Here is a 16,062-nt window from a genome sequence, read left to right as displayed (position 1 = left end):
TTATTCTTTTCAGGGTTCTGTTATATATTTTAGTATACATTATAGCAGAATTATCCACCAAAAATTCACGAAATGCATAACCATTAAAAACAATTTTCTCGTTATTTAAATATTTTTTTATTAAAGTATCAGATAATCCTTTTTGCTTTAAAAGTGAGATAGGAAAGCCTAAAGTCTCTACTTCATAATTTGCGTAATCTTCCAGAACAGTTATAATTTCGTCAGAAAAAGTTTCTTCTTTTTTCTCTCCAAACAAAACCCTTCCAATTTCTTGAAGTTCTTTGTTTTTCCCCCTTAATAATTCTGACAAATTTTTTAAAATCTTTTTTCTATTGTTATCTAGATAATCTAAAGATCCACATTTAATAAGTAATTCAACTATGTTTCTGTTAAGATTTTTGGATATAGAGAAATTAAAAAACTCTTCTAAACTTTGAAAATTAGAGTCCATGAAAATGTCGGCTATATTTTTCCCTATTCCTTTTACACTATATAGTGGCAAAATAATTTGTGATTTATCAATGTGACCATGCGGATATCTAATGTCGGGCAAACTTACTTCTATCCCTAATATTTTGGCTTCATTAATTATATCTATGTCTAAACCCTTTAGTTTAATTAACTCCAAAAAAAACTTTTTTGGGTTTTTAAACTTCACTTCCATAAGCCAATATGAGATATGTGCATAAGCAACCGCGTGGGATTTATTAAATGCATATTGAGCAAAATTTTCTAGCTGGGAAAATAACAAATTTGCTTGAGCATAACCTATTTTCTTTGATGCGTTATTTATAAATTTATCTTTGAACTTTAGAATTTTCTCTTTTTCTTTTTTTGACATTGCTTTTCTTAATAAATCAGATTCTTCTGGTGAAAATCCTCCTAAGACTTGTGATAGCTTCATGATCTGTTCTTGATAAACCAAAACACCTTTTGTTTCTGGAAAGATATCCCTCAAATATTGAGGAGCAGCATTCTCTAAATATTGTTCTAGCATTCCTGACTCAAGTGGACCGGGTCTGTTTATGGCTAGCAACAATACCAATTCTTCAAAATTTTTTGGTTTAATTTTCTTTGAAAGTTTTTTCCCCAGTCTAGAATCTAATTGAAATATTCCCTTAGTTAAACCCAGTGAAAGATACTTATAATTTAAAGGTTCATTTAAATTTTCATATTCTTCTTTTGCTTCTAACCTTTTTAAAAAAGATAAGGTATCTAATGAAAGAATATCAAATTTTTCAACGCCTATATTTTTCAAATCTGACATTTCCCACTCAATTATTGGTATATTTCTTTCTTCTAAAGGTGCAAAGGTTCTAAGATCTTCATCTGAAATAACCAGGCCTGCAGCATGAGTTGACTCAGCAGTTTCTAAGCCCTCTAAATAATAGGCTAAAATAAAAAAAATCTTTTCTTTGTTGGAAAAATTTGCTAGCATTTTTAAATTTTCTTTGTCTCTAATTGGAACTGAGAGTTTAAGATCAGCAGTATAACCAAGTAATTCTTCACTTTTTTTTAAAGCAGATTTGATTTTCATCGTAGAATATGTTCGTATTTGAGCCACGTTGTAAAAACCCATATTTTCTTGTAACGTAGCGATAAGTTCATTCCTTTTTTCAGCATCCACATCTATATCTATATCAGGCAACTCATGCCTGTATTCATTTAGAAATCTCTCAAATAATAATCCATATTTCAATGGATTAACCTTTGTTATACCTAATTTATACACCAAAAAAGAACCTACTGCTGATCCCCTTCCAGGGCCTATAAATATATCTTTTTTAGCTGCAGCATCTACTATTTCCTTCACCGTTAATATATAATTTTCTACTCCCAACTTTTTGACAGTGTTTAACTCATAAGCCAATCTTTCCTTCTCTATATCGGTCATTTCATCTTCTTGTAAATAATCGTATAAACTTTTTCCTCTAACCTGATACTCTTTAAAAGTGTATTCTTTTAAATTATAATAAGTATCTTCATAACCTAGGAAAGACAAATCCTTTTGATATTTTAATGCTTCTTTCACACACAACGACTCAGTGTCTTTAAATATGTTTTTTAATCCCTCAACAGGATATCTCACATAAGGTAGATTTAAGCTTACTTCCTTTAAGCTTAAATTGTCAATCAATTTGTTATAATACATTATTGCTTGTTTGATATCTTGATTAGTTTTGAGAAGGAATTTTCTGTGGTTTGTTTCATACAAAATAACGGGTTTGATTTTATATTTTTCACAAAGACTAATAAACCTCACCCATGATTTTGGGTGAGATTCAGATAAAACTATGCAATTAAATCCATGTTTTTCGGCTAAAACAAAAAGATCTTTTATTTGAAGATAAGACTTACCTATCGATTTTGAAGTCTTTACAGGTCCTAAAATTTTCAATTACTGACCCCCAACGTTATCACTAAAATTTATTAAAACTCTTTTAAAATCTTTTGGTAAAGGAGCTAAAAACTCCAACCATTTTCCGCTTCGAGGATGGTAAAATCCAAGCTTCAATGCATGCAGCATTTGTCTTTCAATAGGAATTTCAAAATCCTTTTCAAATTTGTTTTTCCCATACAAAGTGTCACCAACAACAGGGTTCCCTATATGTTTGAAATGAACTCTTATTTGATGAGTTCTCCCTGTTTCGAGTTGTACCCAAACTAAGGATATTAGATCATCAAATTCTTTCAATACTTTATAAAAAGTTACAGCTTCTTTTCCGTTGAAAACTACTGCTCTTTTTTGCCTTAATGTAGGATGCCTGCCTAAAGGTAACTCTATTTCACCTTCTTTTTCTTTTAAACAACCTTTTACAATGGTTAAGTATATCTTTTTTGTTTTTCTTTCTTTAAATTGTTCAGATAAACTGCTTTTTGAATAATTGTTTTTTGCTGCAACTAAAACTCCAGAAGTATCTTTATCAAGTCTATGAACTATACCCGGTCGGCTTGGATCATCCCCAATTTTGTCAAAACCTTCGATGTGATACATTAACGCATTAACTAAAGTTCCACTTCTAATTTTATTAGTTGGATGTACTAAAAGGCCTGCTGGTTTGTTGATAACTATTATATCTTTATCTTCATATAAAATATCCAAAGGAATATTCTCTGGCAATATGGATACTTGTTCATTATTGTTAATTAATCTTTTTAAATCATCAAGATATATAATAACTTCGTCTCCATCTTTAACAAGATAATGTGTCTTTTTCATACCTCCATTAACTGTAACCGCTCCATTTCTTATCAATTCTTGAATTATACTTCTAGAAACTTTTATAGGACATTTTTCTAAAACAAATATGTCTAATCTTTTCAGTTCATCTACTTTATTCACTTTGTACATCATTTTTTCCATGTAAACTCCTCCGAACTAAATGATACAATAAGACTATTCCACCACACGTTATAAAAATGTCTGCAACGTTGAACACTGAAAAATTATGCCACGATATAATATCTACTACATACCCTAATCTAATCCTATCAAAAATATTCCCCAAAGCTCCGCTGATTATAAAACAGATCCCTAAATCAAAAGAAAAATTGTATTCATGATTAGCTTTTAAATATTTTTCTCTAAAAAAACATAGAAATACAGCGATTATAGTTGCAACAATTCCATGTATAAAGGATTTCCCTCTAAAGAGTCCAAAGGCTACTCCAGTATTCTCTACGTAAGTCAACTCAAATATACCTATTTTTATAGGGCTTTGAATCAAAAAAGTTTCTGCCAGTTTTTTTGTTAACTGATCAAAAAAGATGATTACCGGAATAAGCCACGACATTATAAAACTCCTTTCACATTTATATTACCTGAAATATTAATTTTATGTAATTATAACATTTTAAAATAACACTTTTTCTAAATAAAGTTAACATTTTTTAAGTTGTTACGTATTTTATAAGTTGACTTGACAAAAATTATAAATTATGTTAGAATTTTCCTAATTTAATAATTTTCGCCTTATCAAGAGTGGTGGAGGGACTGGCCCTATGAAGCCACGGCAACCTGCATAAATCAAATTATGCGAAGGTGCCAAATCCTGCAGAAATAATTCTGAGAGATAAGGAGAGGAAAAACAATAATAAAAACCTCTTCTCATCTTAAAAAGAGGTTTTTATTTTTTTATTACTCAAAAAAACTTATGATTTGTAAATTTAAACGGGTTAAAGGGCGGTAGCTCTTCACTCTTCTTGTTACGGGTACCGAATCTGTAAAAAAGAACTAATTAATGCTATTTTGAAATAAAGATTTTTAAAATAAGGTTTTTAATTTAAATGGGTTAAAGGGCGGTAGCCCTCACCAAATTTTAAGGAGGTACAAATATGACAAAAAAGAATTACAAATTCGATACTTTAATGATTCATGCCGGATACAATTCAGATCTTACAACCGGTTCAAATGTTGTTCCGATCTATCAAACATCCTCTTACAAATTTAAAGATACCAATCATGCGGTTAGACTTTTTTCTTTAGAAGAGAGTGGAAATATTTATACAAGAATGGAAAATCCAACTACAGAAGTTTTGGAAAAGCGTGTTGCCGCGTTGGAGGGAGGAGTAGGAGCTTTGGCTACCGCCTCTGGTCAAGCTGCTGAAACTATCGCTGTTTTAAATATTACAAAAGCAGGAGATGAAATTTTGTGCAGCAGCTCTCTATATGGAGGTACCTTCACTCTATTTAAAAATACATTAGGAAGACTGGGCATAACAACACATTCTTTTCATGTTACAGATCTTCAAGATTTACAAGAAAAAATATCTAATAAAACAAAGTTAGTGTATGTTGAAACCATAGGCAACCCAGAATTGTCTGTACCAAATTTTGAAGAAATATCTAAAATAGCACATACAAATGGAATTCCGTTAATTGTCGATAATACGTTTGCAACACCTTATTTATGCAAACCTTTTGAATTTGGCGCCGATATAGTAATTCATTCTTTAACCAAGTACATGAACGGGCATGGTACTTGTATTGGTGGAATCATTGTAGACAGTGGTAACTTTAATTGGAACAATGGAAAATTTCCTGAGTTAAGTGAACCAGACCCATCATATCATGGTGTAAACTTTTTCGAAAAATTTGGAAATGCCGCTTATATACAAAAAGCTAGATCTCAATTTTTAAGAGATATAGGGTGCACAATCAGCCCTTTTAATTCCTTTTTGATATTACAAGGCTTAGAGACCTTAAGTCTAAGGATGCAAAAGCATTGTTTTAACGCTTTACAAATAGCTCATTATTTACAAAATGATCCAAGGGTTAACTGGGTTAATTATCCAGGACTAGAGGATCATAAGACTTATAATAATTCAAAGAATTTTTTGAAAAACGGATTTGGAGGAATCTTAACTTTCGGGTTGAAGGGGGGGTTAGAAGCAGGAAGAAAATTTATAGAAAATTTAGAACTTTTTCAGCACGTTGCCAATGTAGGAGATGCCAGATCTTTGGCTATTCATCCAGCTTCTACTACTCACCAACAACTGACTAAAGAGGAACAGCTGGCTTCTGGCGTTACAGAGGATATGATTCGACTATCTGTGGGTTTAGAAGATATAGAGGATTTAATAGAAGATATAAACCTATCATTAACCAAAGCTACTACCTCTCAAAGGGAGCATGGAAGTAAATGCCCATAAACATTCCAGCGAATCTACCCGCTGGGGAAATATTAAAAAAAGAAAATGTTTTCGTAATGTCTCAGGAAAGAGCTATACATCAGGACATTAGGCCTTTAGAAATTATAATCTTAAACTTAATGCCCACAAAAATTGTCACAGAAACTCAAATCCTTAGACTTATAGGAAACACACCTTTACAAGTAAATGTTTCTTTATTAAGAATGATCTCTCACAAATCAAAAAATACTTCAGAAGAATACCTTAGGACTTTTTATACAACGTTTTCTGAAATTAAATACAAAAAAATTGATGGATTGATTATTACAGGCGCTCCTGTTGAAACTTTAGATTTTGAAGAAGTAGATTATTGGGAAGAATTAAAAGAAGTTATGAAATGGTCTAAAAATAATGTTTTTTCAACTTTACACCTTTGTTGGGGAGCCCAAGCAGGATTATATTTATACTATGGTATAAATAAATATCCTGTTAATAAAAAAATATTTGGCGTTTTTGAGCATTCAGTAAACGATATAAGTTGTAAATTGGTAAGGGGTTTTGATGACATATTTTGGGCACCTCATTCAAGACATACAGAAATAAAAAGAGAAGATATAGAACCAATTACTGAATTAAATATTATTTCTGAATCAGTAGACGCTGGAGTATACTTAATAGAAAAAGTAGATGGAAGACAAGTATTTGTAACCGGCCATCCGGAATACGATCCAGTAATTTTGAAAAAAGAGTATGAAAGAGATTTAAATAAAGGGCTAGATATACCCCTTCCAAAAAATTATTTTCCTAATGATGATCCCAATGGGGAACCAATAGTAAAATGGAGAAGCCACGCTTATTTATTGTTTAGCAATTGGTTAAACTATTATGTATATCAAGAAACACCTTATGAAATCAATAAAATAAATTAATGGAGTAGAAATATTTTTCCTTCACTATAAAATATTATATAATTAAACTAACCTAAATACACACTTTAGAAACAAAGATTTTCAAAAATAAGGTTTTAGATTTATACGGGTATAAGGGCGGCAGCCCTTTATCTTCTCTCGGTACAAGTACCGAATTTGTTAAAGAACTCATCAATTATTACCCTTTAAAAATAAAGATTTTTGAATTTCCAAAGTGTATAAAACATCAATTCTTAGGAGGAAAAAACCAATGGATACTCAATTAACCTACGGAATGGTAGGCGGAGCTATAGATTCTATGATTGGAGAATCTCACAGAAACGCTATCCTACTAGATGGAAGGGCAAAAATTGTTAGTGGTTGCTTTTCAAGAGATTTTAAGAAAACACTTCAGACAGGCAAAGAGTGGAAAATAAGAAGAGAAAGGCTGTACAAAGATTATCAAGAAATGATTAGAGTAGAAAGTAAGAAGAAGCCAAAGATAGATTTTGTGGTTATTGCAACGCCAAATGTCTCTCATTACAAAATAGCTAAAGCTTTTCTAGAAAATGGAATAAACGTTGTTTGTGAAAAACCTTTAACTACTTCTCTAAAAGAAGCCGAAGAACTTAAAGATTTAGCAAATAAACAGGATTTACTATTCTGCGTAACTTACTCTTATACTGGTTTTCCTATTATTCAAGAAGCAAAAAAAATGATTCAATCTGGCGAAATAGGAACTATCAGAATGATAAATGCTCAGTATCTTCAAGGATGGCTGGCCGAACCTGTGGAAAATGAAAATAAACAAGCTCAGTGGCGTTTAGATCCTTCTCAAAGTGGTTTGGCTAACACAACTGCTGACATTGGAAGTCATGTGGAAAATATGATTTCTTACTTAACAGAAAAGGAAATCGAATCGTTGTGCGCAATATTAGATGCATTTGTAAAATCAAGAAAGCTGGAAGATAATTCGATAGTTATGGTAAATTTTAAAGATGGTTCAAGAGGAATTTATTTTATGTCTCAGATAGCCATAGGAGAAAAAAACAATTTTAACTTTTCACTTTATGGTTCCAAAGGAACTTTAAAATGGGATCTTCAAGAAGCAAACACTATAAAAATTTTCTTTGAAGATTCACTAAAACTAATAAAAAAAGAAGAAGAAATTTTAGAAGGTACAAATGCAGGCTTCAAAAACACTTATTCTCTTTTTATAACAGATCTAATAAATAAAAAGAATGGTAAGAAAATTAATAACAATAACTCGAACTTTCAAAGTGTTATCGCTGGTGTAAGAGGCATGAAATTTATAGAAAAATGTATAGAAAGTACTAAAAAAGGAAGTTCTTGGGTTAAATTTTGATTGAAGGAGGCCATAACATGGCTAAAAAGATTATCTATGGAATGGTTGGTGGAGGAAGAGGATCTCAGATAGGAACTATTCATCGAAAAGCTTTAAATCTTCATGGGAAGGCAGAATTAGTAGCTGGTTCTTTTTCCAGAAATATTAAAAATACATTGGCTACAGGTAAAGAATTAAAGCTTGATGAAAAAAGATTATATAAAAATTACGCTGAAATGGCAGAAGAAGAAGGAAAAAGACCTGATAAAATAGATTTCGTTGTTATAGTGACTCCTAACAATTCTCATTATGAGATTGCTAAAAGTTTTCTGGAAAATGGAATAAATGTCATGTGCGAAAAACCTTTAACAGTTACGTTGGATCAGGCATTAGAATTACAAAAATTAGCACAAGAAAAAGATTTACTTTTCGCAGTTTCTTATGCATATACTGGTTATTCAATGGTTAGATATGCAAGAGAACTAGTAAAAAGCGGAAAAATTGGTGAGGTGCGATTTGTAAATGCACAGTATATAAGTGAATGGATGGCAAAAGTTCCTTATAAGGGTAAAATCCCACGTCATGAATGGAGATCAGATCCTAATATTTCTGGATTGTCAAATTGTGTTGCAGACATCGGAGTTCATGTTGAAAATTTGATATCTTTTGTTAGCGGTCTAAAGATAAATTCTTTATGTGCTAGAATGGATAAATTCATAGAAGAAGATAGACTTGACGATAATGCCTCCATTCTTGTAAATTATGATAATAATTCCAAAGGTATCTATTGGACATCACAAATTGCCGTTGGACATGAAAACAACTTAAATTTTGGTATATACGGTACCAAAGGTTCTATAGAATGGTCTCAAGAACATGCAAATTATCTAAAATTATCGACAATCGATGAACCATTTAAAATTATATCTCGAGGAAGCGATCAGATAAATGATTCTATAAAAACAGAATATGTTGCCCCAGGTGGCCATCAAGAAGGATATGTAGAAGCTTTTGCTAGAATCTATGATAAATTTGTTAATGCAATTCATAAGAAAAAACAAGGTGAGATTTTAACTTCTGCAGATTTGGATTTTCCAACTGTAGAAGATGGTGTTCAAGGCATGCGTTTTATAGAAAAATGTGTGGAAAGTACAAACAAAGGTTGTGTTTGGATCAATTATTAAAAAATAGTTATTAATAAAAATTTTAAAATAATTTTGTATTCAATTGAAATATACATAAAATTTAGTAGATAATATTTAGTAAAAAGTGTAATAAGCTTTTCAGATTTTTTTAAACTTTTTTATTTAAAAGTATGATAGAATTTTTGAAAATTTATATATTTTTTAAGTGAATTTTTTAACTTATTATTTTAAGTAAGGAGGATAACTTTTCATGGAAAAAGTTTATGAACACAAATTAGAAACATTCCGAGAATATCTTGAATCAATAGATGTAGAGGGTTATACCGATGAACAAAGAAAAAGCTTGCTCATTCAAATTCTTCATAAAGCACAAGAAAATATAGGTTATATTCCAACAGAAGTTCAGAAGCTCATTGCACAGAAACTAAAAATACACGTCTCTAGAGTATATGGAGTAGTTACATTTTATAATTTTTTCTCTACAAAACCTCGTGGAAAATATCCTATTAATATTTGTCTGGGGACCGCTTGTTATGTTGCGGGGGCAAACTTAATTTATGATGAATTTAAAAAATTTTTAAATATTGAACCAGAGGAAGTTACAGAAGATGGTTTATTCTCAATTCATCCAGTTAGATGTTTGGGTGCGTGTGGTCTAGCTCCAGTTGTAAAAATTGGTGAAGATACTTACGGGAGACTAAAAGTTTCAGATGTTAGAAAAATTATTAGAGAATATACAAGTAAAGAAAATCAATAGATAAAAACCTTAGAAGAAGATAGATTTTATGAATAATAATACCTTGAAATTAAAATGTAACACAGCGAAATCTTACCCAATGAAGAACCTTTTTTCAAAAATGTTAATCTAAAACCTTTATAAAATAGGAGGGAACTTTTGTGTCTAAGTTAAATAGTATCGATGAATTAAGAAATTTGGTAGCTACTCTTAAAAAAAATGATAGTGAAAATAAAACTACTTATTTGAAGGTAGCCTTAGGAACTTGTGGAATCTCTTCTGGGGCAGAGGAAACTTTTAATGAGTTATTAAAAGTTATTAATGAAACTAAACTAGAAAACGTAGAAGTAATAAAAACAGGATGCTTGGGATATTGTTATGCCGAACCTACCGTTGAAGTTAATGAACCAGGAAAAGAACCTATATTATATGGTTTTGTAACAAAATCTAAGGTTCATGATATTGTTTATAATCATTTAATGGAAGGAAAAATAGTGAAAGAACTTATTGTCCATGAAACTCATAAGATAGTTTTGTAGTCAATCTTTAGAAGCTGAGTTTTAAATTTAAGCGGGTTCAAGGGCGGCAGCCCTCTTACTTTCCCTTTTAAAAAGAAGAAAGAAAGCAAATTGCGTTAAAAATTTAGAATTTATCTAAATAATAAATTAGCTACTAGCATTTCATAATATCAAAAATAGAATTAGTTATATAAGTGGAGGTAAAATAATGTGTGAACAAATACGTATTGTATTACGAAACGCTGGAAATATTAATCCGGAAAATATAGAAGATTATTTAAAAAACGATGGTTATTTAGCGCTAGCAAAAGCTCTTGAGTCGACGAGGGAAGAAGTGATTGATATTATTTCTTCTTCTAACTTACGAGGCAGAGGTGGAGGGGGTTTTCCAACTGGTTTAAAATGGAAATTTACTATGCAAGCAAAAGGCGATGAAAAATATGTTATATGCAACGCCGACGAAGGAGACCCTGGTGCTTTTATGGACAGATCTATTTTGGAGGGAGATCCTCATTCCGTTCTTGAAGGAATGACTATTGGAGGTTATGCCGTAGGAGCAAAAAAAGGTATTATTTATATCAGAGCAGAATATCCTCTAGCAGTTGAAAGATTAAAAAATGCTATTTGTCAGGCAAAAGAATTTGGATTGCTTGGAGAAAATATTCTAGGAACCAGTTTTTCTTTTGACATAGAAATTAGGTTGGGTGCTGGTGCCTTTGTATGTGGAGAAGAAACAGCTTTAATTCATTCGATTGAAGGATCACGAGGCGAACCTAGAAATAAGCCACCATTTCCTTCTACAAGTGGTTTATGGGGAAAACCTACTTTAATAAATAATGTTGAGACTTTCGCTAATATTGCCCCTATAATACTTAATGGCCCAGATTGGTTCAGACAATATGGTACTAAAAATTCCCCTGGCACAAAAGTTTTCGCTTTAGCTGGAGACGTAAAAAATGTTGGTTTAGTAGAAGTTCCCATGGGAACAACCTTAAGGGAAATTATTTTTGATATTGGTGGTGGAATTAAGGGAGACAAAAAATTTAAGGCTGTCCAGACTGGGGGACCTTCCGGCGGTTGTATTCCTATTGAATATCTCGATACACCAATAGATTATGATAGTCTTCAAAATTTAGGATCAATGATGGGATCTGGCGGAATGATTGTCATGGACGAAGATACATGTATGGTAGATGTGGCAAAATTTTATCTTCAATTCACAGTTGATGAATCTTGTGGAAAATGCACAACTTGTAGAATTGGTAATGTCAGGCTGTTAGAAATATTAGAAAAAATTACTTCTGGAAACGCCCATTTAGAGGACTTGGAAAGAATGATTTCTCTCTCCAATGTTATAAAAAATTCTTCGTTATGTGGATTGGGACAAACAGCACCTAACCCTGTTCTTTCTACTTTTAAGTATTTTGAAGATGAGTACAAAGCTCATATCTTAGACAGGGTATGTCCTGCAGGTATTTGTAAGAATTTAATCAGATATGAAGTTATTCCACAAAACTGTCAAGGATGCACTGCTTGTGCAAGAGTTTGCCCTACACAAGCTATAAGTGGCGAATTGAGGAAACCTCATTTTATAGACCAAACAAAATGTATTAAGTGTGGTTCTTGTTATTCTACTTGTAGATTTAATGCAATTAAAATTGTTTAATCAGGAGGTAATATTTAGATGCCCAAAATTTATATAAATGGAGATGAGTTTGAAGCTTCTGAAAATGATACTGTTTTGACTGCAGTTCAAAAATTCGGTGGTTACATACCGACTTTGTGCTATTTAAATTTAAAGGATATTAACATAGAAAATAAACCTTCATCGTGTAGAGTTTGTATGGTTGAAATAGAAGGTAGAAAATCATTAGCTCCAGCTTGTACTACACCAGTTTCGGAAGGATTAAGAATAAACACACTTTCAAGACAAGCAGTTGAAGCTAGAAGAACTGCTATTCAATTACTTCTATCAGACCATCCACAAGATTGTTTGCAATGCCCAAAAAATGGTGAGTGCGACCTTCAAAGAATTGCTTCTGAACTTAATATAGTGAAAAACCCTTTCATGGGAAAAACAACAAACTACAAACAAGATATTTCCACAGCAATTATAAGAGATCCTAATAAATGTATAATGTGTAGAAGATGTGAAACAATGTGCAATGATTTTCAAACAGTAGGAGTTTTATCAGCTGTAGAGAGGGGATTCAACGCTGTTATTAAACCTACTTTTGATTTGCCTTTAGAAGAAACGGCTTGTACTTTCTGTGGTCAGTGTGTTGCAGTATGTCCAACAGGTGCATTAGAAGAGGATTCATATATTGACTACGTATGGAAAGATTTGGTAAACGAAAAAAAGCATGTTGTTGTTCAGACAGCACCTGCTGTCAGAGTAGCCTTGGCAGAAGAGTTTGGATTTGAGCCAGGAACTATTTCTACTGGAAAATTAGTTGGTGCATTAAAATTACTAGGATTCGACAAGGTTTTCGATACTAACTTTGGTGCAGATCTTACTATAATTGAAGAAGCTACAGAATTTAAAGAAAGACTTGAAAACGACGGTTTTCTACCTATGCTGACTTCATGTTGTCCAGGATGGATAAAGTTTTTGGAACACCAATTCCCGGATTTAATAGAAATGCCTTCTTCTGCAAAATCTCCTCAACAGATGTTTGGTGCTATAGTAAAAAGTTATTATGCCCAAAAGGCTAATCTGGAACCTAAAAATATTACAGTAGTATCTATTATGCCATGCTTAGCCAAAAAATACGAAGCTTCTCGAAAAGAAATAAACTCCAGCCCAGATTATAAAGATGTTGATTACGTATTAACAACTAGAGAACTAGCAAAAATGATAAAAGAGGCAGGAATTAATTTTACAACTGTTCCAGAAAGGTCTTACGACAACCCTCTTGGAGAATCGACTGGGGCAGCTGCAATCTTTGGAAGAACAGGTGGAGTTGCAGAAGCAGCTTTAAGAACCACATATGAGTGGTTAACTGGAAGAGAATTAAGAACGGTTGAGTTCCAAGCTTTACACGGTTATGAATCTTTAAGAGTTGCAGAAGTAGACATTAACGGTCAAATTATTAAAATTGGGGTAGCATATGGTTTAGGAAACGCTCGAAAATTGCTGGAAGCTATTAGAGACAAAAAAATAGATCTTCATTTAATCGAAATTATGGCCTGTCCTGGCGGTTGTGTAGGAGGAGGAGGTCAACCTTATCACCATGGTAATTTTGAAGTAATCAAAAAAAGAATAGATGCATTAAATGTTATAGATAGAACTAAAATAATAAGAAAGTCCCACGAAAATCCTTATATATTAAGACTTTACAACGAATACCTAGAAAAACCAGGAAGCGAAAAGGCACAACAATTATTACATACTCATTATTTAGAAAGAGAGTGGCTTTAATCATATATAAATCAGGTGGAGATAATTCTCTGCCTGATTTATTTATATCTTAGTTGTAAAATTTTAGTAAGTTTTTTTGTGCTATCTTCTAATCCCCCAGGTCTATTTACAGATAACCACAATTTTTGGTATTCATTGATTACATGATCTAATTCTTCTTTAAATATCTTCCACTCATTTTCTGGAATTTTTAGAATATTCGTGTGTTCTTTAATAAGTAACAGCATTTTCATTCCTAGGATAGCCATTTCAACATTATTTATTATTTGATCTATTAACATTTTTTTGTCAGTATTATCTCTCATTTTCGATAATTCTTGCATTGTTTCTTTAGCTATGATTATTGATTTATTGACTCCTTCAACATTCACATCTAACATCTCTTTGGAACCTATAACCCTTTCCGGAAATAAGAGCGCTAGAAAATATGGACTTGAATTGTGAATCTGAACTCCAGCGTTTTTGTAAAGATTTCCTAAAGTGTATAATATTTGTGCTATATCATCTTTAACCTGAAAAATATGCACATTTAAATCTTTCAAAAACTCTTTAACCAAAGGTTTATTTGAAAGATTCCATCCAAGCGTTGAAGCATACCCTAGACCAATAACCGAAAAAGGCAAATGTTGAGGATGACCATTATCGCCCCAATCAGTAAGAAGAATCCCACTTGCTCCAAGATTTTTCCCATTTATAATGGCATTCTCTATATTTTCGATAGCATTATCACTTCTTCCAATAAAGGAATTCCAAGAAGAGGTACCAGGGCAAACATAAAATGTGAATCCTTTTTCTGCAAATAACAAGCATTCTTCTTCAAATGGATGATTAGCTTCATATCCCCAGATTAAAGAAATAACATCGTCAGGAAGATCTTTTACAAGTTCTGGATAATTTTTTATTATATCTCCCCAAAACATCATTGTTTTATTATGTTTTTTAATTATTTTATATATATCAAACAAGAAGTTTAAATATATTCTTCCTTTTCCAAACTTTTCACAAAGTTCTTTAGATCGACCTAAGCCTAAATCAAATGTCTCATCTGCACCTATGTTTACTTTTGTACTTGTAAAATTAGGCAGTAGCTCCTCAAATAAACTATTTACAAATTCTATGGACTCAGGAACTGCCGGCGATATCGAAAAAGGACCCGACTTTTCTCCCCAAGGTTTGATAAAACCATTTGGTGCTTCAGCTAAATGTTTATATTCATCATGAATTAACCATTTTTCCATATGTCCAAAAGAATTTTGATTTGGAACTAATTCTATGTATCTTTCTTTACAATAATTATCAAGTTCAAGAATATCCTGAGAAGTCAAAGGAGAATAGTCTTTCCATACAATTTCGTGATTAGTATAAGCAAAGGTATGTTCTGTATATAGTTGAAATTGATTATATTTTAGTTCAGCCAAAACATCAATTAAACTTTTAAGAGTATCCATAGTAGGCACTCTATCTCGACTTATATCTAACATAAATCCACGATTGTAAAAATCAGGCTCATCTTCGATTATCATCGAAGGAATTTGGTATCTATGCTCTCTAAATAGTTGTTTTAACGTTTGAATTCCATAAAATAATCCTTGATGTGATCCACCTACAATAGTGATTTTAGATTCAGTAATCCTCATTTTGTAACCTTGTGGGTTATTTATTACATTTTCATCAACAAAAAGTTGAATCTTTGCTGTGCCATCATTATAGGTTGTTATCTCCAGCTTCTTTTCAAAAAAAATGTCTTTTACTAATCCTGCCAACTTAAAAGTATCTGTTGAAGCTAGAATTTTTCCACTATCAGGCATTTTAAAAATTCTTTCAAGTAAAGTGATCTTTTTAGGAACTGGTATCATAAATTTTCCTCCTAATATGAAATTAATATCCACTTTAAAAATTCTGAAACTTTAATTCTATTTATGCTTCAAATTTTAGCTTTTTTTGGTATTTATGCAGAAGGTGAAGAGGAGGGCTCCGCTCATGTAAACTTCATAAATTCAAAATCCTATGTTTAGAATGTCTTTCCTCTTCTAAAGTTTAGTCTCTATCAGCGCCAATAATACTTGATTGATGTTTAAAATCAACATTTAATAATCCCCTGCAGTTAAGCAGGGGTATTTTACACAATCTCTAAATCAGCTATAACAGGCATATGATCGGATGGAAAAATACCGTCACAATTATCTGGCAAAATCCCATGATTTATAACTTTTATAGAATTTTTTACAAAAATATAGTCTATAAGTTGTAGTGTGTTTTCGTTCCTATTTGAATTTTTTAGTTTATTGAAGATTTTTGGCGCTTTAAAATCATGAAAACTAAAGCTACATCCATAATGGCCATTAAGACTTACATATT

At 31.7% G+C, this 16,062-nt stretch carries 12 protein-coding genes, 1 pseudogene and 1 riboswitch; of the genes and pseudogenes, 8 read left to right on the top strand and 5 right to left on the bottom strand.

Annotated features, from left to right (window positions below; all coding sequences use genetic code 11):
* The 3 genes from PKN74_RS06850 to lspA all read right to left on the bottom strand — a co-directional run.
* Nucleotides 1–2,398, bottom strand: a 2,398-nt coding sequence (locus PKN74_RS06850) for a helix-hairpin-helix domain-containing protein (RefSeq protein WP_472309912.1), incomplete at its 3' end; no start/stop codon positions are given.
* Complete coding sequence (locus PKN74_RS06845; RefSeq protein WP_472309910.1) at nucleotides 2,399–3,364, bottom strand: RluA family pseudouridine synthase; 966 nt, start codon at nucleotides 3,362–3,364, stop codon at nucleotides 2,399–2,401.
* A complete protein-coding gene (lspA, locus tag PKN74_RS06840; protein ID WP_472309908.1) occupies nucleotides 3,336–3,794 on the bottom strand; it encodes a signal peptidase II in 459 nt (152 codons plus the stop codon). Before lspA ends, PKN74_RS06845 begins: the two co-directional genes overlap by 29 nt.
* A gap of 176 nt (nucleotides 3,795–3,970) precedes the next feature.
* A riboswitch (SAM riboswitch) is annotated at nucleotides 3,971–4,080 on the top strand.
* A gap of 255 nt (nucleotides 4,081–4,335) precedes the next feature.
* Between lspA and PKN74_RS06835 the strand changes: the two genes are divergently transcribed.
* From PKN74_RS06835 to PKN74_RS06800, 8 genes are all read left to right on the top strand, one after another.
* Nucleotides 4,336–5,652, top strand: coding sequence for an O-acetylhomoserine aminocarboxypropyltransferase/cysteine synthase family protein (locus PKN74_RS06835; protein ID WP_472309906.1), 1,317 nt, complete (start codon nucleotides 4,336–4,338; stop codon nucleotides 5,650–5,652).
* Entirely contained in the window at nucleotides 5,643–6,560 is a 918-nt protein-coding gene (gene metA, locus PKN74_RS06830; protein ID WP_472309904.1) for a homoserine O-acetyltransferase MetA, read from the top strand. Before PKN74_RS06835 ends, metA begins: the two co-directional genes overlap by 10 nt.
* A gap of 250 nt (nucleotides 6,561–6,810) precedes the next feature.
* On the top strand, nucleotides 6,811–7,905 hold the full coding sequence (locus tag PKN74_RS06825; RefSeq protein ID WP_472309902.1) for a Gfo/Idh/MocA family protein: 1,095 nt from the start codon (nucleotides 6,811–6,813) through the stop codon (nucleotides 7,903–7,905).
* 17 nt (nucleotides 7,906–7,922) lie between these two features.
* On the top strand, nucleotides 7,923–9,068 hold the full coding sequence (locus tag PKN74_RS06820; RefSeq protein ID WP_472309900.1) for a Gfo/Idh/MocA family protein: 1,146 nt from the start codon (nucleotides 7,923–7,925) through the stop codon (nucleotides 9,066–9,068).
* Between the two features lie 211 nt (nucleotides 9,069–9,279).
* On the top strand, nucleotides 9,280–9,786 hold the full coding sequence (locus PKN74_RS06815; RefSeq protein WP_472309898.1) for an NADH-quinone oxidoreductase subunit NuoE family protein: 507 nt from the start codon (nucleotides 9,280–9,282) through the stop codon (nucleotides 9,784–9,786).
* Between the two features lie 140 nt (nucleotides 9,787–9,926).
* Nucleotides 9,927–10,304, top strand: coding sequence for a (2Fe-2S) ferredoxin domain-containing protein (locus PKN74_RS06810; protein WP_472309896.1), 378 nt, complete (start codon nucleotides 9,927–9,929; stop codon nucleotides 10,302–10,304).
* Nucleotides 10,305–10,491: 187 nt separating this feature from the next.
* Nucleotides 10,492–11,949, top strand: a complete 1,458-nt coding sequence (locus tag PKN74_RS06805) for an NADH-ubiquinone oxidoreductase-F iron-sulfur binding region domain-containing protein (protein ID WP_472309894.1) — start codon at nucleotides 10,492–10,494, stop codon at nucleotides 11,947–11,949.
* Between the two features lie 18 nt (nucleotides 11,950–11,967).
* Nucleotides 11,968–13,704: an NADH-dependent [FeFe] hydrogenase, group A6 gene (locus PKN74_RS06800; protein ID WP_472309892.1), complete on the top strand. Its 1,737-nt coding sequence runs from the start codon at nucleotides 11,968–11,970 to the stop codon at nucleotides 13,702–13,704.
* 38 nt (nucleotides 13,705–13,742) lie between these two features.
* On the opposite strand, the gene PKN74_RS06795 is transcribed toward PKN74_RS06800, so the two are convergent.
* Nucleotides 13,743–15,560, bottom strand: a complete 1,818-nt coding sequence (locus PKN74_RS06795; protein WP_472309890.1) for a beta-N-acetylhexosaminidase — start codon at nucleotides 15,558–15,560, stop codon at nucleotides 13,743–13,745.
* Nucleotides 15,561–15,823: 263 nt separating this feature from the next.
* Nucleotides 15,824–16,062, bottom strand: a pseudogene (locus tag PKN74_RS06790) (hypothetical protein); the annotation flags it as partial.

It is taken from the genome of Defluviitoga sp. (assembly GCF_035349255.1).
In the GTDB taxonomy this organism is placed as follows: Bacteria; Thermotogota; Thermotogae; order Petrotogales; family Petrotogaceae; genus Defluviitoga.
This window is presented reverse-complemented; position numbering and strand designations above follow the sequence as displayed.

Bases quoted from the DNA above. Each gene is read 5' to 3' on its own strand.
- PKN74_RS06845 (WP_472309910.1), bottom strand. From the start codon at position 3,364: ATGGAAAAAATGATGTACAAAGTGAATAAAGTAGATGAACTGAAAAGA.
- lspA (WP_472309908.1), bottom strand. From the start codon at position 3,794: ATGTCGTGGCTTATTCCGGTAATCATCTTTTTTGATCAGTTAACAAAA.
- PKN74_RS06835 (WP_472309906.1), top strand. From the start codon at position 4,336: ATGACAAAAAAGAATTACAAATTCGATACTTTAATGATTCATGCCGGA.
- metA (WP_472309904.1), top strand. From the start codon at position 5,643: ATGCCCATAAACATTCCAGCGAATCTACCCGCTGGGGAAATATTAAAA.
- PKN74_RS06825 (WP_472309902.1), top strand. From the start codon at position 6,811: ATGGATACTCAATTAACCTACGGAATGGTAGGCGGAGCTATAGATTCT.
- PKN74_RS06820 (WP_472309900.1), top strand. From the start codon at position 7,923: ATGGCTAAAAAGATTATCTATGGAATGGTTGGTGGAGGAAGAGGATCT.
- PKN74_RS06815 (WP_472309898.1), top strand. From the start codon at position 9,280: ATGGAAAAAGTTTATGAACACAAATTAGAAACATTCCGAGAATATCTT.
- PKN74_RS06805 (WP_472309894.1), top strand. From the start codon at position 10,492: ATGTGTGAACAAATACGTATTGTATTACGAAACGCTGGAAATATTAAT.
- PKN74_RS06800 (WP_472309892.1), top strand. From the start codon at position 11,968: ATGCCCAAAATTTATATAAATGGAGATGAGTTTGAAGCTTCTGAAAAT.
- PKN74_RS06795 (WP_472309890.1), bottom strand. From the start codon at position 15,560: ATGATACCAGTTCCTAAAAAGATCACTTTACTTGAAAGAATTTTTAAA.